This is a genomic window from Paenibacillus sp. BIC5C1 (genome assembly GCF_032399705.1).
Lineage (GTDB): Bacteria > Bacillota > Bacilli > Paenibacillales > Paenibacillaceae > Paenibacillus > Paenibacillus taichungensis_A.
Map to the genome: position 1 here is coordinate 1,906,505 of NZ_CP135922.1, position 25,787 is coordinate 1,932,291.

Here is a 25,787-nt window from a genome sequence, read left to right on the forward strand (position 1 = left end):
GTACTCAGTTAAGCCGATAAACTTTTACCAAGCGTATGCGTTCGGAGCTTGCCCTCCCGGACCTGGGAAGATTTCATCCAAACGTTTGAGGACCGTTTCATCCAAAGGTACATCCAAACATTTGAGCGCAGTTTCAAACTGCTCCAGTGTACGCGGCCCAATAATGGGTGCGGTAACTGCCGGATTGGCGGCAACCCAAGCCAAAGCGATGGTATCCTGCGGTTCGCCGAGTTCACGGCAGAGTGCTGCGAATTGTTCCAACTGAGTTTGATGGGACTCAATTCGTTCAGCAATGCTACCACTGCGTGTACCTTCCAGCTTCTGGAGCGCATTGCGTCCAAGTAACCCACCGTCAAGAGGACTCCATGGAATAACGCCAAGGCCCAGTTCTTTCGCTGCAGGCAGCACTTCGAGCTCAGGCAAACGGCAGTTAAGACTGTATTTATGCTGCTCGGATACAAGACCGAGGAAATGGCGATTTTTGGCTTCGCTTTGGGCAATGGCAATCTGCCAACCAGCAAAGTTACTTGAACCTACATAACCAATTTTGCCTTGATGAACAGCGTTTTCAAACGCGCCCCAAAGCTCGTCCCACGAGATGGCGGGATCAACATGGTGCATCTGGTACAGTTCAACATGATCGGTTTGCAAGCGACGGAGGGACCCCTCCAGATGCCGTCTGATTTTGTAGGCGGAGAGACCTGCATCGTTGTTTGGACCGTCTGTATCATCATGCATAGAGCCATAAACTTTGGTTGCAAGAACGACTTTTTCACGTCTGCCGCCCCCCTGTTTAAACCAGCGTCCAATGATCTCCTCGGTGAGACCCGAATTTTCGCCCCAGCCGTAAATGTTAGCGGTATCAAAAAAGTTCACACCCGCATCGAGTGCCGCATCCATGATACGGAATGCCTCTTTTTCGTCTGTAGCAGGACCAAAGTTCATCGTGCCGAGGCAGATCCGGCTGACTTTAAGACCTGATTTTCCCAAGTACGTGTATTGCATGATTGCAATCCCTCCTGAGTTACCTGATTTTGTCTTCAGGATTTATTTTAACTCAGTCAGAGGTACAGAACAACCAATCTTAAACTGCTTATAGGTAAAAACTATTAAAGTCATAGATTGTATATCTTGGTCAAATGACCTCTGAATATGATACAAAGGAGAGAGTTAAAAATGACACGTTAATCGTTGAAGTGAATAACCGAATGAATGGATATAAGGAGTGGACAACCCATGGCAGACGTGAAAAAAATTGCAGTTATCGCAGGTGACGGAATTGGTCCTGAAGTTGTAGCGGAGGCAGAGAAAGTTCTCAAACGTACGGAGGAAGTGTTCGGATACCGTTTTGAGACAGAGCATGCGCTGTTTGGTGGAATCGCGATTGATGAAAAGGGTACACCTCTTCCTGAAGAAACACTGACAGTATGTAAGAGTGCAGATGCAGTCCTGCTTGGAGCGGTTGGCGGTCCAAAATGGGATAACAACAGCAAGGAGCTTCGCCCGGAAACAGGCCTGCTGGGTATTCGCAAAGCACTCGGATTGTTCTCCAACCTGCGTCCGGCTGTCGTATTTGATTGTCTGAAGGATGCTTCTACTCTGAAGCCGGAAGTACTTGAAGGTACAGATCTGATGGTGGTACGTGAGTTGACAGGTGGTATCTACTTCGGTGAGAAGTTCAGACGTGAAAGTGCACAGGGCGAAGAGGCTGTGGATACATGTGCATATAATGTAACGGAAGTGGAGCGGATCGTTCGTCAGGCATTCGAAATTGCGCAAGGACGTCGCAAAAAGCTGGCTTCTGTAGACAAAGCCAACGTATTGGAAACTTCCCGTCTCTGGCGTGAAGTCGTGAATCGGGTAGCACCCGATTATCCGGATGTTGAACTGGAGCATGTGCTTGTAGACAACTGCGCGATGCAATTGCTGCGTCGTCCAGCCAGCTTCGATGTTATTGTAACGGAAAACATGTTCGGAGATATCTTGAGTGATGAAGCAGCGATGCTGACTGGGTCCATCGGTATGCTTGCATCTGCATCACTGGGAGAAGGCAGCTTCGGACTCTATGAGCCAGTACACGGTTCAGCACCGGATATCGCAGGTCAAGGACTGGCGAACCCGATCGCAACGATCCTTTCTCTGGCATTGATGTTCCGTACAACCTTTGGTTATGCAGAAGGTGCTGACGCAATTGAAGCAGCCGTGTCTGATGTGCTGAATGCGGGGCATCGTACAAGCGACATCGCTGTAGACAAGAGCAAAGCGATCAGTACGACAGAAATGGGCGATCTGATCGTCGCGGCAATTCAGAAACAGGCTTAATAATAGTAAGAACAGTACAGCCCTTTGCTCCGTTCCGGAATTGCAGAGGGCTGTTCCTTTATGATTTTTGCCACGAAAAATCCTTATTTATAATTATTATAATAAAACAACGATTATAATCTTGACTTTGAGAAGTCCGGATGATAACATTTTACTTGTACTTGTTATCAAGTAACAAACCCATTTTAATTACAGGAAAAGCGTTCTCGTTTTTCTTGATGATGAGCATTCAACTTGAGTGCTTACATAATCCCAAAGGAGGAATTGTTAGTTATGGCAGAACGTTTGGTTGGTAGACCCGCACCGGATTTTGCAATGGAAACAGTATCGGGAGATGGACAAGACTTTGGTTCCGTAAAACTGTCCGATTATCGTGGCAAATGGCTCGTATTTTTCTTTTATCCTTTGGATTTCACTTTTGTGTGCCCAACTGAAATTACAGCTTTGAGTGATGCTGCTGAGCAATTCAAAGCTTTGGATACTGAAGTTCTTGGCGTGAGCGTTGACTCCGTACACAGCCACAAAGCTTGGATCAACACACCTAAAGACAGCAATGGTCTTGGTCAATTGAACTTCCCACTTGCTTCCGATATCACGAAACAAGTTGCTAAAGATTATGGCATTCTGATCGAAGAAGAAGGCGTTGCACTGCGCGGCTTGTTCATCATCGATCCAGAAGGCGAATTGAAATACCAAGTCGTTAACCACAATGATGTAGGCCGTAGTGTTGAAGAAACACTTCGTGTACTGCAAGCTCTGCAATCCGGTGGATTGTGTGCAATGAACTGGAAGCCAGGCGACAGCAATCTGTAAGCCTGACTGAACTTGAACGTTTATTGTTCAAGCCCTCATCCCTTATGGGATTGAGGGCTTTTTGCACCCTTTTGCGAGAATCTAGGTCCTAAAAGAAGAAAAGTGTTTAAACAAAGACGTAAACGTGGTAATGATGTAATAGAAGAAAGCCTTCATTTTATCTCTGGAAAGAGGAATCGAAGGGCCTCAAGGCGAATAGGGTATGGAAACCCGGTAAATATTCCGGTGCTCTGCATTTATAATTTGTACATGAATGTGATACACTGATGGAACTATTCCTTTTTCGGAAGTGCTTGAAGTGTACGGGACTGCTATCCAACAAAAAGTCTCGGCACGTTATAAGGAGGGTGAACAAAAATGAGTTACTGTTGTGGGGCAAGTATGGTGGGAACAAAGGGCACGCTGAAGCATTACCGCACCCAGGTTCATAATGTTCCCCTGCTGTTTTGTCCGGTGTGTCACCGGGTAGAAGTGCATTATAAAGTGGAAAATGAATATGAAATTTTGGCTGAATATGCGCATGGAGATGGTGCGTCGGAGATTGATTTTCAAGATTACGTGACTGAAGATGAAGATGCGATTTTTGAAAATTGCGTGAATCGTGAAAGCGAGGATGCTATGGTCATTGTGCAGCGTCAGATCGACATGTCTCTGGATCTGCTTCGTCTTGCCAAGGAAATGAAGGATGAGAAATGGGAGAGTGAACTCAAGCGTCGCTTAGCCGTCATGAGTCAGCGCAGACTCAAAATTCAGCATAATAAGAGTGGACTATAGATTGAATTTAATTATTTAAAATTTAAACTATACAAACGGAGCTTATTCGCTAATCGAGCGAAAAAGCTCCGTTTTTGTTGTATATAGAAACTAATTCACGGTTTTTCTTAAAATAATTTCCATTCGACACTTTCTCCGATTGACTCCCTTCTATAAACTTGTCTATGATAAAAACAGACTTGCAAAAGAGGCGGAGCAAAAAATGTTCGTGTTTGGGAATAGGAGAAGGTTAGAATGGAACAGACGTATATTGTTTTCCGGATCGACTCTTGGTTACCCGGAATAGACCAGCTTGGGTTCCGGACATGCCATCCATATTTTCGGCTCAGCCCCCTAATGAAAGGGCACCGGTAATGAAAAATAAAATCGGCCCTTCCTGTTTCTGTGATGATATGATGTCCGAATGGCAAGTTTATCATTTACGTGAAAAGGAGGAACCTGACATGATTAGTGAATTTCAGGATACAGTGCCTCGACCAACGGATGGATTCCCGCCTGTACATCTGGATAACAACAAATATGAGAATGTCCTGGAGCATCTGGATAGCGGAATAATGTTGTTTGACAGTAATGGTGTATTGACGTTTATTAACGTTCAGATGGCAAAATTGTTGGAGCTTCCTAGGAGTCTATTGAGCGGCTGCACCCTGATGCAAATGCTGCATCATCCACAGATGAGCCGATTCAAGAAAAAGAAAATTTTACGCATCTATCGGGAAACTATCTTTCATCGTAAGCGCTATCATGAACTGATTGACGAGTATGGCAGGCATTGGCTGGTTACAGTAACGTATGGGGATCAGATGGATGGGGACTTCCTCTTCAGTGTGAAGGATGTTTCCGATTATAAACAGATTGAGCAGACCGCTTATCAAAATGACAAACTTGCAATGTTGGGGCGGATTTCGGCATCGATTGCCCATGAAATTCGCAATCCTTTGACGGCTATCCGCGGATTTATCCAGTTGCTTCGTCCTCATTTGCTACAATTGGGGAAAGACGAGTACGCTCGAATCATTCTAACGGAGATTGACAGAGCGAACGACATTATCTACGAATTTCTAAATTCCTCGAAACCGTCAGCTCCTCAGAAGACCATTATGTCTGTTAACTCTTTGCTCAAAGAGGTGGTCTTGCTGACAGAAAGCGAAGGATTAATGAAGGGGTGCGAGATTACCCTGGATGAAGCAGAAGTCCCGTTAAATGTGTCCATTGATGTCAAACAGATTAAGCAGGTCATTTTGAATATGGTTAAAAACGCAATGGATGCCATCGAGGATGTGGGAGAAGAGCATACTGGCTTGATTCAGATCTCTACGGGAACCGAGAACAAGTATGTGCAGATCTCCATTGCTGATAATGGACAGGGGATGGACCACAACACTCTTGTGCGCCTGTTTGACCCGTTTTTCACCACCAAAGAGAGCGGAACAGGATTGGGGCTATCCGTGAGTTATCGCATTATCAAAAATCACGGAGGCAACATCTCTGTGGATAGCAAAAAAGGGGAAGGCACCCGGTTCATCATTATGCTTCCTTTGGTGTAAAGACAAGAGTTATGCGAACAGGAATTGGCCAACCCGCCGATTCCTGTTGTTTTTTGTTGGGACGATTAGGGTTATAGTTAGAATGAATGCGAATACATAGCTCAATATACGGGAGGAAGAACCAATTATGAATATCCAGGGAATGGAACAAATGAACAAACTGCTAATGGACCATGTAGGGAAGATCATTGTGGGCAAAGACCATACGATTGAGCTTGTGATGACAGCAATCATTGCCTCGGGGCATGTCCTTCTGGAGGACGTACCTGGTACGGGGAAAACCATGTTGGCCAAATCAGTAGCCTCTTCACTGGATTGTACCTTCCAGCGTATTCAGTTCACACCGGATCTGTTGCCATCTGATTTGACGGGTATTCATTTTTTCAACCAAAAAGAAGGTGACTTTGAATTCAGACCTGGCCCCCTGTTTGCCAACCTGGTGCTGGCGGATGAGATTAATCGGGCTACACCGCGTACCCAGTCCAGTTTGCTGGAGTGTATGGAGGAACGGCAGATCAGTATTGATGGTTCAACCAGACAGCTGGAACGACCATTTATCGTCATTGCCACACAAAACCCGGTAGATAACCAGGGAACTTTTCCGTTACCCGAGGCACAGATGGATCGTTTCATGATGAAGATCCGAATGGGCTATCCGAGCAGTGAAGAAAGTGTAGAAATTCTGAGACGTACGGTAGCGAGCCGATCTGTTGCCGATCTGTTCTCTATCATTAGTCGCGAGCAGCTGCTTGAGGCACAGAGCACTTATACATCAGTCCAAATCGACGAAGATCTATTGCGATATATTATCCGTCTGACAGAAGCGACTAGGCAGCATCCTGAGCTTTCACTAGGCGTAAGTCCACGAGGAGCTCAGGCGTTGCTCAAGGCAAGTCAGGCCTGGGCTGCTCTACATGGCAGAGACTTCGTTCTCCCTGATGATATAAAAGTATTGGCGGAGCCCGTGTTAGCCCATCGGCTTGTATTCCGCAACCGGGTGAGACAACAAGAGGGCTTGGCGGAGCGTATTATTCAGGAACTTCTGAGCCAGACTGAAGTGCCGACGGAGAATCTTGCTACAGGCAGCGGGCGATAACGTATGGCATTACTATGGCTTGTCGTTGTTGGAGGCATTGTTATTGGAGTACACGGCATATGGTTCGGCCGTCCGGCTTTACGCAAGCTGAAGTACACCAGACAGTTCAGCAAAATGCGTTGTTACGCCGGGGATGAGCTGGAGATGGTTGAGACGATTGCGAACGAAAAACGGATATCGGTTCCATGGCTCAGACTTGAAGCTATGATGCCAGTTTCATTTATATTCCGTTCTGGCTCGGGCATGGATATCAGTCAGGGGGATATTTATCAGAATCATAAAAGTATCTTTACTTTGAAACCGTTTACTCGTATTACGCGCAAGCATCCTTTTGTATGCAGCAGACGCGGGATCTACACGTTAAACACTGTAACCATGACCGGAGGGGACCTGTTCGGCCTTTGGCGTACCTCGAAACCTATCCCCGTCCATCTGTCCATGGTCGTATATCCTTCACTTGTTCATGCGGAGGATCTACCTGCGATCTATCAGGTATGGCAGGGTGAGGTTGAGGTATCCCGTTGGATTGTTGAAGATCCCTTTCTGATTCTCGGGGTACGACCGTATGGTGCGGGTGATCCGATGAACCGTATTCATTGGAAAGCGAGTGCACGCACTGGAGAATTGCAGGTTTATAAGCAGGGATGGACTGCGGACCCTCAATCCTGGATTGTGGTTAACATTCAGGAGTCGGCGGACATGTGGAGTGTCGTTACCCGCCCGGAGATGATCGAACGGGCACTACGTTATGCGGCAACGGCAGCGGTAGATGCGATTGGAAGAGGGTTGCCCGCGGGATTTGCTCATAATGGGTACCGTGTGAGCGGAGGACGTGATCCATTGCGTATTGAGCCGGATTACGGCAGTCCTCATCTGGAAATGTTACTGGAAGCTATGGCAGAGACGGAGCTGAAATGCATGGTTCCCATGGAGCAGTTCCTGAGTGACGAAGTAGAACGGAATGAAGAGGCTCAGCAGGTTCGCAGTTATCTCTTAATTACGTCCTATGTATCTCCAGCTATGGAACATGAAATTGCGCGTTTGCATGAGCAAGGTCACCGTGTGACCATACTCCCCGTAGAGGGTGGAAAAAGCAATTCCAAGGCGGTGAGTGCATGAATGAATCCAACAGCAACAATACCAAGGAAAAAGTACTTCTATCCATGTCGGCCGTTCTGTTGATTGGGGTATATTTTTATCCGCTATTAACGCTTACTTCCCTCTATGCATCGGGACATTTTCCATACACATTAATGGCTATCTTTGTTGTTGCTGGCTGGTTAGGTCAATGGGTACAGCATAGGTTACCAACCATCAGCGAAAAGAACACGGTTATTCGATGGGGTGCAGCGTTGCTTATGGGGCTGTTGGTCTCATTGGTTATCGCACTTATATGGGCATTTCCTTTACCTGAGTTGCTGACGGCAGTGGTATGGGGAGTTATATCAGCCTATATTGGGTTGAATTTTCAACCTGTCTTCCGTTCCATTTTGATTTGGCGCTTGCAGATTTGGGGTGTAGTTAGTGCAATTGTGCTTAGTGGGGCTGCCAATGGAATTGAATTTATGCAACCTCTTCGGGCTTACACCGGAACCATATATGCAGCGGGAGTAATCAGTTTTGTTGGCTGGTTGGTAGGCCAGTACAGTGTGCAGCTGGATCGTGCGATATTAAATGATGGCTCAAGAAGGATCGTATTACGTGAGTTTGCCCGGGCGAATCACCAGCGTCTGTTATGGATGCTGATTGTGATCGCTGGAATTGGTGCTTTTCCCAGTCTTGTTGCTTGGCTAGGACCACTGCGTGACCGTCTGCTTGCTTGGATCAGAGGTTTAATAGGCTCGAGTTCCAATCAGGAGCCACCTATTACGCCTACAGCTCCAAATGAACCACCTATGATACCTGAAGGGATGGAATCAACTGGGGAGCCCTCTGTTTTCTGGGATATCCTGGGTTGGGTCGTCATGGGGGCTGTCGCAGTTGTGATCTTGTGGCTAATCTTACGTTTGGGGCAGAAGGCGATAAACAAACTTATGGAGCGTTTCAAAGGGCTGCTGCAGCCCGGTCAGAAGAAGGTAGAACCCCGGACGGAGTATGTGGACATTAGCGAAACACTAGAGGCGCCTGCAAAAACGCGCAAATCCTGGTTCCGCAAGAAGGAGTCGCTCCCCTCACAGGAAGCTGAACGTGTTCGGTTTTATTATCGGAAGTGGATCGACAGAGCTGCACACCGGGGCGTACATATACAGGGTGCACACACGCCACTGGAGGCTGCGGAGACAATTGTTCAGCATGGAGCCAGAGAAGATGATCAGAAGCTCTCTGCAATGCTACCAGATACCTATAACGCTGTGCGCTATGGGAAGAAATCTCCAGACGATTCCGAGATGAGTGAGATTGATCGGATATGGAAATCTTATCGAAGTAAATAAGTCGGGAATCCCTTTACTTTTCTTGTTACGTTCAAGTATCATGAGAGGAATACACAAGTTGGTCAGAAAAGGAGCAGACATTAATGAAGACAAATCATTGCAAAATAGTAGATTGTACAATCCGTGATGGTGGATTGGTAAATAACTGGGACTTTAGCGTGGACTTTGTTCAACAGCTCTATGCTGGATTGAATGAAGCTGGCGTTGATTATATGGAAATTGGATACAAAAACTCATCTAAGCTCTTAAAAGGTGCAGAAGAAGCAGGACCATGGCGTTTTCTGAATGATGATTTCCTGCGCAAAGTAATTCCGCAAAAAGGAAATACCAAATTGTCTGCACTTGTTGACGTTGGACGTGTGGACGAGAATGACATTCTGCCACGCAGCGAAAGCATGCTGGATCTGATCCGTGTAGCTTGTTACAGCAAAGATGTAGACAAGGCACTTGCTCTGGTCCAAACATTCCACGATCGCGGATATGAAACAACGCTGAACATTATGGCATTGTCTAATGTTATGGAAAATGAACTGCTGGAAGCATTTGAACTGATCAAGGAAAGTTCTGTGGATGTTGTATACATAGTAGACTCCTATGGAAGCCTGGATCATAACGATGTGAAATATCTGGTGGAGAAGTTCAAGACTCATTTGCCGAACAAACGTCTTGGCGTTCACACACACAATAACATGCAACTGGCGTTCTCGAACTCATTGGTAGCAGCTGAGCTTGGTGTTGAACTGCTGGATGCTTCCGTATACGGTATGGGACGTGCGGCAGGAAACTGTCCCACTGAACTGCTCGTTGCTCATTTGAAAGGAACAAAATACAACCTGCGTCCAGTACTTGGTGTATTGGAGCAATTGATGGTCCCTCTCCGTGAAAAAGAAGAGTGGGGTTACATTTTGCCTTATATGATTACAGGTACATTGGACGAGCATCCTCGTTCGGCGATGGCACTGCGTTCGTCGGAAGACAAAGATAAGGTTGTTGATTTCTATGATAAATTGACAACACCAGAAGTGAATTTTGATAAATAAGCTTATTGCATAATTCTTGAAAATTGACTTCAAGTCAACAAGAGAAGGGATCTAATACGTCTATAACTTTAGCGCATTAGCGTTTTAAGTCGAATAGTGCACATGTGGCGAAAATTAGTCTAAAATGCAGTTGTAAATTAAAAAAACATGGACTCCAAGGGGGAGTTCATGTTTTTTTAGTTCTTATTGCCTTGTTTTTCTACATATCTATGAATAAATATTCCTAGAAATGCTCATTTTTTTTGTTCACGTCTGCGGAAATAAATGTTATTATGTACCAGATAGCATGTTTTCACATGTGAATTGAACGTTGATAGATATAAAAATGTCGAATATTGTAACAAATTAGATTTATATCGTTAAGGTTATTTCAGGATAGGCGATCCCGGGAAGGAAAAAACACGGCATGAAGGCTAATCAGCAAGATCAGAGAAAAATAGGTTGGGTCGCGATAGGCGGCTTATTGTGTTTCCTCGCAAGTCAATGGTTTCGTTCCTCCGCAAGCTCTGATCTGATCATATCGGGTTACCCGGTTTTGACGCTCTTGGGTGGCTTCGCTGCGGCAGCGGCCTGTATCGGCATTTATAATCAAAGCTGGTTATTTCAGACTCAAAGACTGACCCTCCGTAGGGTCCTTATGACTACGCTATTTTTATTGATTGGTTTGTTTGAGTTGGTTCACATCGTTTCCTTTGCCGAAGAAATGCCAAATGGCGCGATGGTGGAGTCGGAATTCTCGCTGAAGATGATTTCGCTTGGATCTCTTGTTTGTGCGGCAGGTTTGCTGTTCATATATGCAGTCAACGAGAGGGAAATTGCGTTACCACGCAAATTGCTAATTTTCAGTGGAACACTCGGTATTTTTGTTGTTTTGTATACAGTGGCAATTCAGGAATGGGCTATACTGCCGAACTTGCTGGAGGGGAATGTGCTTGGCGGCATGTTTACCCGAATTCATTTTCTGATCGGAATCCTGTATGGCGTGACTGCGGTCGTGTTATTCGTTCAATGGAAAAAAGGCAAAGATGGCGATCTGCCTACCATTCTTTGTGCAATCCTCTGTTTTTTCTTTGGGGAATGTTACTTTGTCTCTGCTACGAAAATTAATGATCTCAATCTGCTGCTAGGTCTGTTAAGCGATTGTTTGGGCTATTTCTTTATCCAGAAGGGTCTGTATTCGTCTGTGGTAGATACACCTTTCCTGAAACAACAGGTGGCGGAAGCAAAAATGAACTTCATTGCTCACCACGATGATGTGACAGGACTGCCGAATCGCCGTCGTCTTTCTCAGCGACTAAAAGTGATGATGAATGCAGCTATGGTAGAGGAGCAGCTTGTCGGTGTCTTGGTATTAAATATCAACCGATTCAAAACGATTAATGATTCGTTAGGCCAACAAGCGGCTAACCGTGTACTTCGTCAGGTAGGACAGCGTCTGAAACATTCTTCGCTCCCGGGAGAGGAAGTGTTCGGACTGGGAAGAGATGAGTTCGTATTGACAATGACAGACTTCTGCACAACAGATACGGCGTTGCGGCGGACAAGATCGATCCTGCAACTGTTTGAAAAACCTGTAACGGTGGATGGGAACGAGTATCATCTCACGTTGGGCATTGGTATGGCGATATTCCCGCATGACGGTGACTCACCGGAAGAGATCATCCAGAATGCGGATACGGCGCTGCATAATGCCAAAGAGCAGGGAATAGAGCTAAACCGATATGCCCATGCGATGCAGATGAAAGCCCAGGAACGTTTGCAGCTTGAGAATGATTTGCGCAAAGCGTTGGATCGTGGGCAGTTCTATCTTGTGTATCAGCCGCAGGTTAATCTGGCAAGTGGGTTGATTGTCGGTATGGAGGCTTTGGTGCGTTGGCAGCATCCGCTGAGAGGCTCAGTATCCCCTGGGGAATTCATTCCTCTTGCTGAGGAGAGCGGGCTGATCGTACCGCTAGGAGAATGGGTATTGCGTGAGGCGTGTGCACAGAACAAGCGCTGGCAAGAAGCGGGTTACCGCAAGCTATGTGTCTCGGTTAACCTTTCCATGAGACAATTCAGGCATTCTCATCTGCTGGACAACATCAGCGGCATTCTCAAGGAGACAGGCTTGGAACCTGTGTGGCTTGAACTCGAAATTACGGAGAGCATGACTTTTGACAAGGATCGTGCGTTTGAGCAGTTGCGCAAAATTAAGGAAATTGGTGTGCACATCAGTATTGATGATTTTGGTACAGGGTACAGTTCACTGCATTATTTGAAAGATCTGCCGATTGACCGCCTCAAGATTGACCGTTCCTTTGTCAATGAAGTGATGGAGGACAGCAATAATGCGGCAATTGTGTCGACTATTACGTCAATGGCTCATCACCTGCAGTTGAAAGTGACGGCGGAGGGCGTTGAAAATGAGGACCAGCTTTCGTTTCTTCGTGATCAGCATTGTCATGAGGCTCAAGGGTTCTTTTTCAGCAAACCCATTCTGGCAGCTGATTTTGAAAAAAAGTTTTTGAGAGATGTGGATAAACCCACGGGGTAAGGAAAGACAGGGGCGTGGACACGCTTCTGTCTTGTTTTGTTTCGAAAGGTCAGAGGGGAAATGGTAAAAAGAAGTTGCAAGCGTTGGATGATCATGGTATATTAATTTTGTGAAATTCATGTTAATGTTCCTCGGAACTTGACGGGACGTAGCTCAGCTTGGTAGAGCACCTGGTTTGGGACCAGGGGGTCGCATGTTCAAATCGTGTCGTCCCGATCGTCATTCGTGCGGGTGTAGTTCAATGGTAGAACTTTAGCCTTCCAAGCTAATAGCGTGGGTTCGATTCCCATCACCCGCTTAACTAATGCAAAACCTGAAACCCTTGTGAAAACAAGGGTTTTTTCTTATTTTTCGAAGTTAATATATTTTAAGTCATGTTTAAATGGAGAATGTCATTGAGCTTAATTCAAAACCTTTGCTTTTTCCCCATCATCTGGTACAATAACGAAGAAATCGATACTACACATGAATGAGAGGTAACCATACATCCCATGAAGTAAAACACATGAATTCAACCCCAGTAACTGCAGAGAGTTTATGACGCAGTCAGCCAAAAAGCGGCTGAGCAATGAGGGGATTCGTGTGTCCAAATTCAGCTATGGGATCAGGTATGGAAACAGGCAGGCTGTACTGGCTTAGCTTGTGTATACCCTTTTAAGGGTTCTTTGTTCATACCGTGGGGTATCTTATGCTTGTTTTTTGACGCTTTATCCAATCCTGAATTGCCAGACCGCCGGCTGATGCTAGCGGTTTTTTTATTTTGAATTGCAGGAAGGATGAGGCCTCATGATGACAATGGTACGCCTACATGAAGTATCGAAAGAGTGGAACGGAAATGAGTTGTTTGCAGGATTAAATCTCGAAATAAATGAAGGTGAGCGGCTCGCCATTCTAGGTCGCAACGGCTGTGGCAAGACCACCTTATTAAGCATCATTCTTGGAGAAGAAGAGGGCGGTGGACGCATCGAACGTCACATTCCGCAGCAGGAGTGGGGTTTCATGCGCCAGCGCTCATTGATCAAGCCTGAGATGAATGTGCTTGATGCTGTCCGACAGGAAAGTGGGCGGATCTACGAGGTGAAGCGTGACCTGGAATTACTGGAACAACGGATGAGCAACAGTGGAGCGGCAGATGAGCAGCGGCTGCTCGAAGCTTATACGATAGCGATGGAGCAATATGAGCAATTGAACGGGTATATGTGGGAGACTGAGGTAGAGAAGGTACTGACTCGTCTGGGGTTATCGTCGGAACATTGGAATCGGCCGTATCATTCTTTGAGTGGTGGGCAAAAAACGAAGGCCCGTCTCGCAGGATTGCTGGTCAGTAAACCCAAATTTCTGATTCTAGATGAACCGACGAATCATCTGGATGAAGAGAGCATGCGCTGGCTTGAAGAATGGCTTTCGGCCTATGCTGGAACATTGTTGTTTGTTTCTCACGACCGGACCTTTATTGATCAGGTCGCAACGGGTGTCATTGAGTTTAGCCCGGATGCACTGACCAAATATAAAGGAGGCTACACGGATTATAAAGGCCATAAGGAACGCGAATTACGTGAGCAGGAAGCAACGTATCGCAAGCAGGAGCTGGAACGGAAAGCGCTAGAAGAGACAATCCGCAATTATCAGCAGTGGTTTCATCAGGCTCATAATTCAGCAGGCGATGTGGAAGTGAAAATAACTCAGAGCTTCTACAAAGCGAAAGCCAACAAGAACATTTCCCGCTACCATGCCAAGCAAAAACAACTGGAGCGCCTGGAGAAAGAACGGGTGGATAAACCCCGCGAAGCTGCAAAATTGAACATGGAGCTGCAAGTGAACACGCTGGCTGCCCGCCAGCTCCTTTCGTTGGAAGACGTTAGTTTTGCTTATCCGGGAAGCCCGACATTGCTTCACCATATCCGGATTGCGGTCGAACGTGGAGATCGTCTTGCTGTACGTGGACCGAATGGCACAGGCAAGACGACACTGCTCAAACTGATGATTGGAGAGCTGGAACCTTCCCAGGGCAAAGTGACACGTCATCCACAACTGAAAATCGGTTATTTTTCGCAAGAGCTTGAGGGGTTACCTGAAAGTGAGACACTTCTGGATAGTTTGCTCAGTCTTCCATCCATGACACAAAGTGCTGCACGTACCATTCTGGGATGCTTTTTATTCTCAAGAGATGATGTGTTCAAGCGTATTGGGGATTTGAGTATGGGGGAGAAGTGCAGAGTTGCATTCCTGCGGTTGTATTTCGGCGGAGCCAACGTGTTGGTGCTGGATGAACCGACCAATTATCTGGATATTGACACACAGGAAGTGATGGAGAATATATTGAAGCAGGCATCCGGAGCACTTGTGCTCGTATCCCATGACCGTATGCTGACCAAAGTACTCGCCAGCCGCTTGCTTGATCTGAAGCCCGATGGAAAGGCTACACTGTTCGAAGGTGGCGTGGAGGACTGGGAGCAATCCATCAAATTGCGAGAGTCCGCGCTTGAGATACGCGAGTCAGATGATGAACGGCTGCGGCTTGAAATGCGGTTGTCCGAGTTGTTATCTCCCATGAACAGTGCGGGCAATGATGTGTTGACTAGGCCTGATGATGTAATTGAACGGGCGGCAGAAGTTGCCGAGGTTCGCGAAATTCAGCGTCGTTTGAAACAGTTGCACGAGCTGCGAAAACAGAAGTAATGGATTGACGAAGCTTATGCCGATTTATTTTTTGTCTTAACGTTTGAACATATGGCGTTACGGCTTGCTATTTCGAGCGATTTTGCATATAATAATGGACGATCATCAGTAAATTTGAAGGTTTATCTGACATGCAAACGTGATGATGGAGACAAGTAAGCAGTGCCTCTGGACAGGGAGGAAGCGCCGTAGATTGAGAGCGTTTCTGTAGAACAAGGCTGCTGAAATTCACTCCGGAGCGGTTCCCTGAACCATATCTTGCGAATCATCGCAGGATTCAGTAGGGGGTAACGGTTAACGGTCGTTATTCCGTATAGAGTGAGGCAAACATGTTGCAGGCCGGAAGGGCCGGGCAGCACTGAATGTCTAACAAGGGTGGTACCACGGTCTTTTCGTCCCTTCAGGGGAGAGAAGGCCTTTTTTTGTTGCATTAAACCACATAAAGGGGGCATTTACACATGAAAGAACGTTTGGAGGCATTAAAGATCGAAGCGCTGGAGCAACTGTCTGGCGTGAACGATCCACAGACGCTGAGTGATCTGCGTGTAAAGTATTTGGGTAAAAAGGGTGCATTGACCGAGATTTTGCGAGGTATGGGTGCGCTTAGTGCAGAGGAACGTCCGGTGATTGGTCAGGTTGCCAATGATGTTCGCGGCGCGATTGAAGAAGTCATTGACAGCAAGCAGGAGCAGTTCCAGAAGGAAGAGACGGCGAAACGTCTGCAATCCGAGAAAATTGATGTGACCCTGCCAGGGCGTCGCGGACGTCAGGGCGGACTGCATCCACTGACCAAAGTGGTACAGGAAATCGAAGATATTTTCATCGGTATGGGATATCGCGTAGCAGAAGGTCCTGAGGTTGAAATGGATTATTACAACTTCGAAGCACTGAACTTGCCGAAGAACCACCCGGCGCGTGATATGCAGGATTCTTTCTATGTAACGGAAGATCTGTTGATGCGTACGCATACGTCCCCGGTTCAGGTTCGCACGATGCAAAGCATGAAAGGTGAAGTGCCTGTTAAAGTTATCTGTCCGGGTAAAGTATACCGTCGTGACGATGACGATGCGACGCATTCTTTCCAGTTCAATCAGGTTGAAGGTTTGGTTATTAGCGAGAACATTCGCATGAGTGACCTGAAAGGTACCTTGCTGCAATTCGTGCGCGAAATGTTCGGTTCACACACCGAAATTCGTCTCCGTCCAAGTTTCTTCCCGTTCACAGAGCCAAGTGCTGAAGTGGATGTCACTTGTGTGCAATGTGGTGGCAGTGGCTGCCGTGTATGTAAACAGACAGGTTGGCTTGAAATTTTGGGTGGCGGTATGGTTCACCCGAAAGTGCTCGAGATGGGCGGTTATGATCCGGAGAAATATAGTGGGTTTGCATTCGGAATGGGTGTAGAGCGTATCGCCATGCTGAAATACGGCATTGATGATATTCGTCATTTCTACAACAGTGATATGGCGTTCCTGAAACAATTCGGACGACTGTAATTACTGAAATAGCATACAGGGCGAACGCCCTTCATTTGCAACACCAATTCATAGATTAGGAAGTGAACGTCCATGAGAGTATCGACAGATTGGCTGTCTGATTATATCGCGCTGGAAGGCGTGGCACCGCAGGAGTTGGCAGAGAAATTCACCCGTGCGGGCGTTGAGATTGATGTAGTGGAGAACCGGAACCAGGGCGTGAACAACGTGGTTGTCGGTTACGTGAAGAGCAAGGAGAAGCACCCTGACGCTGATAAGCTGAATGTATGTGTGATTGATGCCGGACAGGAAGAAGATCTGCAGATCGTATGTGGTGCGAAAAATGTGGATGCCGGTCAAAAGGTAGTCGTTGCCCTGGTAGGAGCGAAGCTCCCTGGCGGACTCGATATCAAAAAAGCCAAGCTGCGCGGCGTAGTATCCCTTGGCATGATCTGCTCTGCGAAAGAACTGGGCATGAACGACAAGTTGCTGCCGAAAGACCAACAGGAGGGCATTCTCGTATTGCCTTCACAAACGGAGATTGGTACACCAATCAGCCAAGTGCTTGGTCTCGACGATCATGTTCTTGAACTGGACCTGACACCGAACCGCTCTGACTGTCTGAGCATGCTGGGTGCAGCCTATGAAGTTGGTGCAATTCTCGGTCGTGAAGTGAAACTGCCTGATCCAACTCAAAATTTGGTGGAAATCGGTGATGCGGCTGCGAATCATATCTCGGTTGAGATTACGGCTGGTGAACAATGCAGTCATTATGCAGCACGCTATATAACGGGGATCAAGCTGGGAGCTTCCCCGCAGTGGATGCAAAACCGTTTGATGGCCGCTGGCATCCGTCCGATCAATAATATCGTTGACATCACGAATTATGTCATGCTGGAATACGGACAGCCGCTGCATGCTTTTGATGCAGATAAGCTGGAAAAGGGCCACATTGAAGTGCGGATGGCCAAAGAAGGCGAAACGATCGTGACGTTGGATAGTCAAGAGCGCAAGCTTGAGCCGCATATGCTACTCATTACGGATGGCGTGAAACCGGTAGCCATCGCGGGTGTTATGGGTGGAGAGAATTCCGAGGTAACGGAAACCACAGTGAATCTGTTGCTGGAATCCGCCAAGTTCGACGGCGGAACCGTTCGAAAAACGTCACGCCAACTGGGGCTGCGTTCCGAAGCAAGCATGCGTTTTGAGAAAGAAGTCGATCCGGCTGCTGTCATTACGGCATTGAACCGTGCGGCTGAATTGATCCAGCGTTATGCGGAAGGCGAAGTTCATCAGGGGATCGTGGAAGCGGGAACAGCCGCAGCGGATAAACATGTTGTGCAGCTGTCGCTGGATAAACTGAATCGTTATCTGGGAACTGAATTGTCCCTGCTTGAAGTGAAAACCATTTTCGCTCGTTTGCACTTTGCATGTGGTGATGCGCAGCAGGGTCTGCTTGATGTTGAAGTGCCTAGCCGCAGAGGGGATATTACACTTGATGTGGATCTGTTTGAAGAGATTGCCCGTCTGTACGGATACGACAATATTCCAACCACATTGATTGAAGGACCAACAACACCAGGTGCTTATACGCGTTCGCAAGCAATGCGCCGCACTATTCGTGGCCTGTTTGCAGGTAGTGGCTGGCAGGAAATGATCAGCTATTCATTCGTACATCCAGATAAAGTATCATTGTTCCCTGCTCTAACAGAAGGTAGTAAAGCCGTGAAGTTGGCTATGCCAATGAGTGAGGACCGCAGCGTGCTTCGTAAGAGCATCTTGCCACAAATGCTGGATGCAACGGTGTATAACATGAACCGCAAGCATGATTCACTGGCTGTATTTGAAGTAGGTAGTGTGTTCTTCACTGAAGAAGAAAAACTGACGAAGCAACCGCATGAAATTCCGGTCCTGAGCTTGTTGCTCACCGGAAATCGTGCATCCCAGCAGTGGAATGTGGGAGCAGAGAAAGTGGACTTCTTCGACTTGAAAGGTGCACTTGAGAACCTGTTCGCCTATGTGGGTCTGGAGCAGCGCATTCGCCTGGTAGCAAACAGTCCAGAAGGCTTCCACCCTGGTCGTTCCGCATCGGTATACCTTGAAGCAAAAGATGGCGGAGAGGACAAACTGATTGGTACGATGGGTCAATTGCATCCTGAACTGCAGCAGCAATATGATTTGAACGATGTATATCTTGCCGAGATCGGGCTTGAAGCGATCTATAGTGAAGCGGATGCGGATATCCGTTATCGTGAGCTTCCACGATTCCCAGCAGTTGAACGGGATATCGCGGTTGTTGTGAGTAAAGATATCGAAGCTGGGGATATGCTGCGTTCGATTCGTGAATCTGCTGGCGAACTGTTGCAAACCGTACAGGTATTCGACGTATTCACAGGCAGCAAGTTGGGTGAAGACAAGAAGAGCGTAGCGATGGCTCTCGTTTATCGCAACCGTGAACGCACATTGACGGATGAGGAAATTACCGAGGTTCATGCTCGTGTTGTTGCTCGTCTGGAGGAGCAATTTGGAGCCGAATTGCGTAAATAGAACATAAGTCAATTTTTTGAACAATGATTAGCAGGAATTGCTTGAAGTCACATCGAATCCTTAGCATTAGAGGATCGATGTGACTTTTTTTGTTTTACAGCTTAGAATCAACATACAGACTTTAAGGAGGGCACAACTGTGACTATACCTGATCGTACACGCGTCACCGTAGAGATCTACGGGACTTCCTATAAACTGGTTGGCAGCAGTGCCGACTATATGAAACAAGTAGCTAACCTGGTGGATGAGCGAATGAGCGCCATCTCCAAACATAATTCCCGACTGGATACCCCGCGTATTGCAGTTCTGGCAGCTGTACATATGGCTGAGCAGTCTCTTCAGACTCAGGAAATTCGGAATGAGCTGAAAATGCTGACCGGTGAACGTACCGAAATGAGAAATGAACTCAATCGGCTGAATGCCATACAAAATGAACATCAGCAGGAACTGGAACGCAGGGACCAAGAACTCGCTGAAGCAATGAAACTTAAGGCTGAGGCGGAACAGGCCATCGTAAAACTCCAGAAGGATCAGCAGGCAGAAGTAGCCAAGCTGAATACATTACTGGAACAGGAACGCGCTCAGGCAGCAGGTCGCGAGCAAAAGCTTCAGGCTCAAACTGCGGCGCAACTGAAAGCAGCTGAGGAGAAGGCACAGGCTCGTCTTAAAGAAGCGGAAGAAAAAGCAGCGAATCAACTCAGGAATGCACAGACTCAGGCGGCAGCTCAGCTGAAGGAAGCACAGACACGTTCAGCAAATGAGTTGCAGCAAGCCCAGGCCAAAGCGGCTGCACAATACAAGGAGCTGCAGGATAAGACGGCAGCTCAACTGAAAGAAGCGGAAGCTCGGGTCGTGGCAGAACGTCAAAAAATCGAGGTTCAGGCTGCACAGCAAGTACAATCGGCGAAGGAACAAGCTGAAGCAGCAATTTTGTCTGAATTGGAACAAGCCGAGTCTCAGTTGCAAAAGGTTCAGGCAGAAGCCCAGCGTGAATACCGTGAACTCCAGTCTGAGATGGAGCAGCGTATACAGGAGGCAGAGCAAGCTGCCATCAATCAAGCTCAAGAACTGACTGAAAAGGCAAAAGAGGAACAAGCCGCACTGCAGCAACGAGCAGAGCAGAAGCGACTGGCTGAGATTGAACAGCTGAATGCAACGTTCAAGGAGTCGTCTGAACTGGCGGAATTGGAATGGATGGAAAAAGAAGCGGCTTATGAAGAACAGCTTAAGCAAATCCATGAAGCAGCCCAGACTCAGGCGAACGAAGCTGCGGCAACTGCTGAAGCTTTGCTGCAAGAAGAACAAGGCAAGCTGAATCAGCAGTTGGAAGAAGAACGTAAACAGGCTAAATCGCGCTTCGCCGATGTTGAAGGCCAATTGGCCGAGGTGCGTAAGCAGCTCAAGAATGCTCAAGAAGTTGTCGTGGATCAGGAGCAACAGCTCCAACACGAGCGTAATCAAACTGAAACGCTGCGCGATGAACAAGCCGTGTACAAACAGGAGCAGGATGTTCAGCTTCGTCGAATTACGGAATTGGAGCAGCAGCTGGAACAATTAAAAGTTGATAGTGCTCAGATGACTGAACAACTCCGCAGCACAGAAGCTGAGGCAGAACATTTCCGGGAAGCGGAACAGCAATGGAAACAGCAGTATAACGAGACCGTTGAACGTGAATCTTCTCTGACAGCACAGCTGCGAAAAGTACAGGATCAGCACGGTCAACTTGAACAGGAAATTAAGAAACTCCGTGAAGCCGAAGTGAAATCAGAGGATGAGCAGCGCAGGCTGCAAAAAGTGCTCGAACAGGCCCATGCGGCAGTACGCACATTGCAACATGAACTAGGTGCACTGACGCAGAGCGAGCAGTCCTGGAAAGAGCAGGCTGAACAACGTCTGATCGAGATCGGCGAATTGGAGACACAGGTACTTGAAGCTGCAGAACAGAATGAAACGTTGGAGTCAGGTGTACAGTCCCTTCATGATGAATTATCCGTTGTTAAAGAAGAAGCTCGTCACGCCAGCGAAGAAGCAGAACGTTACATTGCACAAGCTGGTCGTCTGGAGCTACAACATAAAGAGCTTGATGGTGAATTGAATGAAGCACGTGAAGAATTGAACAAGCTGCAGGAAAATTATAAACAAATCCGCAAGGATTATGGTGATGCATTGCAGCGCGAAGAAGACTATACTCGCAAGCTGAATGAGATGAGCGAAGAGAAGAAAGAAATCGTGCGTGCGCTTGAAGAATCCAGGCAGCATGCCAATCAGCTATCTGCGCGGATCGATGAACAAGGCAGCTTACTGACTCAGACAGAAGAAGAAGCGCTTGAGTGGCAGATTAAGCATGAAGAATTGTCTGCCAAACAGGAAGAGCTCTCCTCTCGCCTGAAAGAACTGACTGATCGGGAAGTTGAGCTAAGCTCACGAGTAGAACAAGCAGAGCAACAAGCGGAACAACAAGATCAGGTTTGGCAACGTCGTGCAGATGAATGGGCGGCTCAGGAACAGTCCTGGCAAGATCGATGGACTACGCTGGAGAATGAATTGAATCTCTGGCAGAAAGAAAGTGCTGCCAGTGTGGAGAAGGTAGAAGAGCTGGAACACGAGCGGCAGCAGCTTGCCCAGCAGCGTGCAGAAGCAATCGAAGAAAAGCAAACGATGGAAAATGAACTGCTGGATATCGGTGAGCGGTATGAACTTGCGGCCAATCAGTTGCGTTTACTGCAGGTTGAACGTGAGATGGAGCAGGAAAAGGCGGAGCAGCTGAATACAGATTACCGCCAATTGCGGGATGAATATACGAAATTGCAGACGGAATATAACGAATGGATTGAATTGATTGAACAGGATCAGACCTAGCAGATGATTACGTCATAACTGGAATCCTGGACAGCGCACTCTTGTACAATTTGTTATAATGAAGAAAGAGCTCCCGTCGCTACGGGGGCTCCTTGTCTTGAACACTATTCTTCAACAATAATTTTGGAGATCATACTGCTGTGACCGCTTCCGCAAAACACAGAACAGGACATTTCGAATTCCCCTGCTTTGTCGGGAGTAATCACTTTGGAATTGTTCTGGGTATCCAGCCGAAGGTTCAGCTCGGGCACGAGAACACCATGGTTTCCGTTTGTATTTTCATAAACAATCTTAACAGGTACACCTTTTTTCAAATGGTATTCAGGTTGGTCAAATTCATAGTTGCTTGCTTTGATTACCAGTTCTTCGCTTGCAGTTGCACTCGAATCGGACTCGCCGTTTGATTCTGCGGATTGTCCGGTTCCACCACAGGCAGCAAGGACCAGAATCAACATACAGGCTACAAGCCATGCCATGCCTTTCTTCATCATATGCCTCCTTAATCAGCGTGATATGGATAAAATTTGAATGATTTCTCAAGTCATCATACCGCATATCAGCGATGCCTGTACATGCTGCCTATGTCGTTTTTTTGAACATCAGCATGCTTAAAACATAAAAAAATAAACCTCATCAGGCGTTAAGCCATCAGAGGTTTAGGGGAGACCTATGGGGAGTAGGTACGTTACGTTGGAGCCTATGCGTGATCTTTGGATCTTCTTCCGGCATCAAAAGGGGTGGAAACCGGGATGAACAGATCGATGATCCCAATGACCAATGCAGCCAGAACGGCACCAAGCAGACTTACATGCACATGATCTACGACATATTGACCAATCCAGATCACCAGTGCGCTGACGATGAAGCCGACTATACCGCGGCCAAAAGGATTAACCCTTTTACCGAAGATGCCTTCAACAACCCAGCCAAGCAGAGCGATAACTAGAGCAAGCATCAGTGCGCTCCAGAAACCACCTACGGCGAATCCGGGTACGATCCAGCTGACGACCATCAATACAATTGCGGCGATAATAAATCGCACGACATGTCCCAGAAAATTCATGGTGTTATACCTCCTTTATTCAGAGCAGATTGAGTATTGTACATCCTGTTCAATGGTGAGGTTGCACAATCCTGACACCTGTAGTTTGCGGCGCTATGTCCCAAGTTATGTGTGGAAGGATTCGTTAAATAGCGCTAGAAAGTTTCTTTCGTTATAATACAGTTATAGTTTGGAAGGAGTTGTACACTTGGACACGAAAATTTTACAAACATTGGAATATCGCAAAATTTTAAATACATTGCAAAGTTTTGCCCAGACTACGATGGGAAAAAAGAAAGCGGAACAATTGGAACCGATCAGTGAACTGGAAGAAGTGAAGAGACTGCTTCAGCAAACCGATGAAGCTTTTACGTTTGATCGTCTGAAAGGCTCTCCATCTTTTGGGGGTATTGTGGATATTACCGCTTCGATTAAACGTGCCGAAATAGGGGGCACGTTGAACCCGCATGAGTTACTGGGAATTTCGAACACCACTTTGGCAGCCCGTCGATTGAAACGTCAGATCGCTGCACTCCACGATGATGAAAAAGTGGAATCCATTTTCTATATCAGTGATCAGTTATCTGAGCAAAAAACGCTTGAAGATGCGATTCGTATCTGTATTGACGACAATGCTGAAGTTTCAGACAGCGCGAGTGTAACACTGGCGCAGATTCGTCGTGAGCTGCGCGGCGGTGAAGCACGCATCCGTGAAAAACTGGATTCAATGATCCGTTCTTCTACAGTATCCAAAATGCTGCAGGACCAGCTGATTACAATTCGGGGGGACCGTTTCGTGATTCCCGTGAAATCGGAATATCGCGCGTACTTTGGTGGGATTGTACATGATCAATCCGGTTCGGGGGCAACGCTGTTTATTGAGCCAGAGTCCATCGTTGCGATGAATAACAAATTGCGCGAGACCCGAATCCGGGAAGAACGTGAAATTGAAGTGATTTTGCAGAAATTAACGGCACTTGTCAGTGAACAGGCAGAGTGGTTATTGTATGATGTTGACCTGCTGGGATCGCTCGATTTCATATTTGCGAAAGCACGTCTTGCCCGTGAATTGAAAGCCACATTGCCACGTATGAACGATCGCGGATTCATCAAGCTCAAAAAGGGACGCCATCCGCTGATCTCGATTGAAAATGTGGTGCCAACTGACATTGAACTCGGCAACGATTATACGTCCATTATCGTAACGGGTCCAAACACAGGTGGTAAGACAGTAACGCTCAAAACGATTGGGTTACTCAGCCTTATGGCGATGTCAGGTTTGTTCGTTCCGGCCGAAGACGGCAGCCAGCTATGCGTATTTGATGCGATTTATGCGGATATCGGTGACGAACAAAGTATTGAACAAAACTTGAGTACGTTCTCCAGTCATATGACGAACATCATTCGGATATTGAAGAACATGACGACCAAAAGTCTGGTGCTGCTCGACGAACTTGGGGCAGGTACCGACCCTGCAGAAGGTTCTGCGCTGGCGATCTCCATTCTGGAGCATATGCATCAGACCGGATGCCGCATGGTAGCAACAACGCATTACAGTGAGCTGAAAGCTTACGCTTATGAGCGCAAAGGTGTTATTAATGCCAGCATGGAATTCGACGTTAACACACTGAGCCCTACCTACCGACTGCTCGTTGGTGTGCCGGGACGGAGTAACGCGTTCGCAATTGCGGAGCGGCTGGGCCTGCCAGGATACATTCTGGATTACGCGCGTGGCGAAGTGAAAGAGGAAGATCAGCGCGTAGAGCATATGATTGCTTCCCTGGAAGAAAACCGGCTTACTGCGGAGCAAGAACGTGAGAGTGCAGAGCGTTTGCGCCAAGATATGGAGAAATTGCGCAGCCGTCATCAAGCCGAACTGGAGAAGTTGGAACAGCAGCGTGACCGACGCATTGAAAAAGCGGAAGAAGATGCCCGCAACATTGTAGACAAGGCAAGAGCGGAAGCTGAGAAGATTATAGCCGATCTTCGCCAGCTCGCCATGGAAGAAGGCGCATCCGTGAAGGAGCACAAACTTATTGCTGCTCGCAAACAACTGGATGAAGCTGAACCTGAGAAACGCAAGAAGACAGTTAAACGTACTCCAACGGCAACGAAGTCTCGGGCCATCGGACCGGGCGATGAAGTTCTTGTCTACAGTTTGAATCAAAAAGGTCATGTGGTGGAGATGTCGGGCACCAAGGATGCCATGGTTCAATTGGGAATCATGAAAATGAAAGTATCCCTGAATGACCTTGAATTACAGCAGTCTGCCCCAGCAGAATCCAAACCGAAGCAGAAACCGGTAACTGGTGTGAAACGAACTCGCGATGACAATGTGAAAAGTGAACTGGATCTGCGGGGGACGAATCTGGAAGAAGCCCTGATGGAGACAGATCGTTTTATCGATGAAGCTTTCCTTGCTAATCTGGGTCAGGTTTATATTATCCACGGAAAAGGAACAGGAATTTTGCGTTCCGGTATTCAGGATTACCTGCGTAAGCATAGACATATAAAAAGTTACCGGCTGGGCAATTACGGAGAAGGCGGAAACGGTGTGACCGTCGCAGAATTGGAATAGCCCGACCAGGAATCAAAGAAGTTCTGCCGCCTGACTGAGTTCGGGCAGCAGAA

General features: G+C 47.2%; 17 protein-coding genes and 2 tRNA genes. 16 read left to right on the forward strand and 3 right to left on the reverse strand.

Going from position 1 to position 25,787, the window contains the following annotated elements; genetic code table 11:
- Positions 1 to 24 precede the first annotated feature (24 nt).
- Positions 25 to 1,005: an aldo/keto reductase gene (locus RS891_RS08785; RefSeq protein ID WP_315795101.1), complete on the reverse strand. Its 981-nt coding sequence runs from the start codon at positions 1,003 to 1,005 to the stop codon at positions 25 to 27.
- A gap of 231 nt (positions 1,006 to 1,236) precedes the next feature.
- Here RS891_RS08785 and leuB point away from each other — a divergent pair, with 231 nt between their 5' ends.
- From leuB to zapA, 15 genes are all read left to right on the forward strand, one after another.
- The gene (gene leuB / locus RS891_RS08790; protein ID WP_113051615.1) at positions 1,237 to 2,322 is read left to right on the forward strand and encodes a 3-isopropylmalate dehydrogenase; all 1,086 of its coding nucleotides are present in this window, start codon (positions 1,237 to 1,239) and stop codon (positions 2,320 to 2,322) included.
- Between the two features lie 273 nt (positions 2,323 to 2,595).
- On the forward strand, positions 2,596 to 3,135 hold the full coding sequence (locus tag RS891_RS08795; protein ID WP_091001071.1) for a peroxiredoxin: 540 nt from the start codon (positions 2,596 to 2,598) through the stop codon (positions 3,133 to 3,135).
- Between the two features lie 357 nt (positions 3,136 to 3,492).
- A complete protein-coding gene (locus RS891_RS08800) occupies positions 3,493 to 3,909 on the forward strand; it encodes a hypothetical protein (RefSeq protein ID WP_024628323.1) in 417 nt (138 codons plus the stop codon).
- Between the two features lie 443 nt (positions 3,910 to 4,352).
- Entirely contained in the window at positions 4,353 to 5,456 is a 1,104-nt protein-coding gene (locus tag RS891_RS08805; RefSeq protein WP_113051616.1) for an ATP-binding protein, read from the forward strand.
- Between the two features lie 127 nt (positions 5,457 to 5,583).
- Positions 5,584 to 6,552, forward strand: a complete 969-nt coding sequence (locus RS891_RS08810) for an AAA family ATPase (RefSeq protein ID WP_315795102.1) — start codon at positions 5,584 to 5,586, stop codon at positions 6,550 to 6,552.
- Positions 6,553 to 6,555: 3 nt separating this feature from the next.
- The gene (locus RS891_RS08815; RefSeq protein WP_113051618.1) at positions 6,556 to 7,671 is read left to right on the forward strand and encodes a DUF58 domain-containing protein; all 1,116 of its coding nucleotides are present in this window, start codon (positions 6,556 to 6,558) and stop codon (positions 7,669 to 7,671) included.
- Positions 7,668 to 8,984: a DUF4129 domain-containing protein gene (locus RS891_RS08820; protein ID WP_315795103.1), complete on the forward strand. Its 1,317-nt coding sequence runs from the start codon at positions 7,668 to 7,670 to the stop codon at positions 8,982 to 8,984. Before RS891_RS08815 ends, RS891_RS08820 begins: the two co-directional genes overlap by 4 nt.
- An 83-nt stretch (positions 8,985 to 9,067) precedes the next feature.
- Positions 9,068 to 10,024, forward strand: coding sequence for an aldolase catalytic domain-containing protein (locus tag RS891_RS08825; RefSeq protein ID WP_315795104.1), 957 nt, complete (start codon positions 9,068 to 9,070; stop codon positions 10,022 to 10,024).
- Positions 10,025 to 10,430: 406 nt separating this feature from the next.
- Positions 10,431 to 12,557 (forward strand): bifunctional diguanylate cyclase/phosphodiesterase, encoded by a 2,127-nt coding sequence (locus RS891_RS08830; protein WP_315795106.1) that lies wholly within the window; start codon positions 10,431 to 10,433, stop codon positions 12,555 to 12,557.
- Positions 12,558 to 12,699: 142 nt separating this feature from the next.
- Positions 12,700 to 12,773 (forward strand) — tRNA-Pro (locus RS891_RS08835).
- An 11-nt stretch (positions 12,774 to 12,784) separates the two neighbouring features.
- Positions 12,785 to 12,855, forward strand: a tRNA-Gly gene (locus tag RS891_RS08840).
- A gap of 488 nt (positions 12,856 to 13,343) precedes the next feature.
- Positions 13,344 to 15,236, forward strand: coding sequence for a ribosomal protection-like ABC-F family protein (abc-f, locus tag RS891_RS08845; RefSeq protein ID WP_315795107.1), 1,893 nt, complete (start codon positions 13,344 to 13,346; stop codon positions 15,234 to 15,236).
- 458 nt (positions 15,237 to 15,694) lie between these two features.
- Positions 15,695 to 16,729, forward strand: coding sequence for a phenylalanine--tRNA ligase subunit alpha (pheS, locus tag RS891_RS08850; protein WP_024628331.1), 1,035 nt, complete (start codon positions 15,695 to 15,697; stop codon positions 16,727 to 16,729).
- A gap of 72 nt (positions 16,730 to 16,801) precedes the next feature.
- The gene (gene pheT, locus RS891_RS08855) at positions 16,802 to 19,255 is read left to right on the forward strand and encodes a phenylalanine--tRNA ligase subunit beta (RefSeq protein WP_113051622.1); all 2,454 of its coding nucleotides are present in this window, start codon (positions 16,802 to 16,804) and stop codon (positions 19,253 to 19,255) included.
- 138 nt (positions 19,256 to 19,393) lie between these two features.
- A complete protein-coding gene (zapA, locus tag RS891_RS08860) occupies positions 19,394 to 22,114 on the forward strand; it encodes a cell division protein ZapA (protein WP_315795108.1) in 2,721 nt (906 codons plus the stop codon).
- 104 nt (positions 22,115 to 22,218) lie between these two features.
- Here the strand turns inward: zapA and RS891_RS08865 are convergent, their stop codons facing one another.
- Positions 22,219 to 22,605, reverse strand: coding sequence for a cytochrome C oxidase subunit II (locus tag RS891_RS08865; protein ID WP_315795109.1), 387 nt, complete (start codon positions 22,603 to 22,605; stop codon positions 22,219 to 22,221).
- Between the two features lie 206 nt (positions 22,606 to 22,811).
- On the reverse strand, positions 22,812 to 23,177 hold the full coding sequence (locus RS891_RS08870; RefSeq protein WP_053780442.1) for a phage holin family protein: 366 nt from the start codon (positions 23,175 to 23,177) through the stop codon (positions 22,812 to 22,814).
- Positions 23,178 to 23,364: 187 nt separating this feature from the next.
- On the opposite strand from RS891_RS08870, the gene RS891_RS08875 reads away from it, so the two are divergent.
- Positions 23,365 to 25,734 carry an endonuclease MutS2 gene (locus tag RS891_RS08875; protein WP_315795110.1) on the forward strand — a complete coding sequence of 790 codons (2,370 nt, stop codon included), beginning with the start codon at positions 23,365 to 23,367 and terminating at the stop codon, positions 25,732 to 25,734.
- Positions 25,735 to 25,787 lie beyond the last annotated feature (53 nt).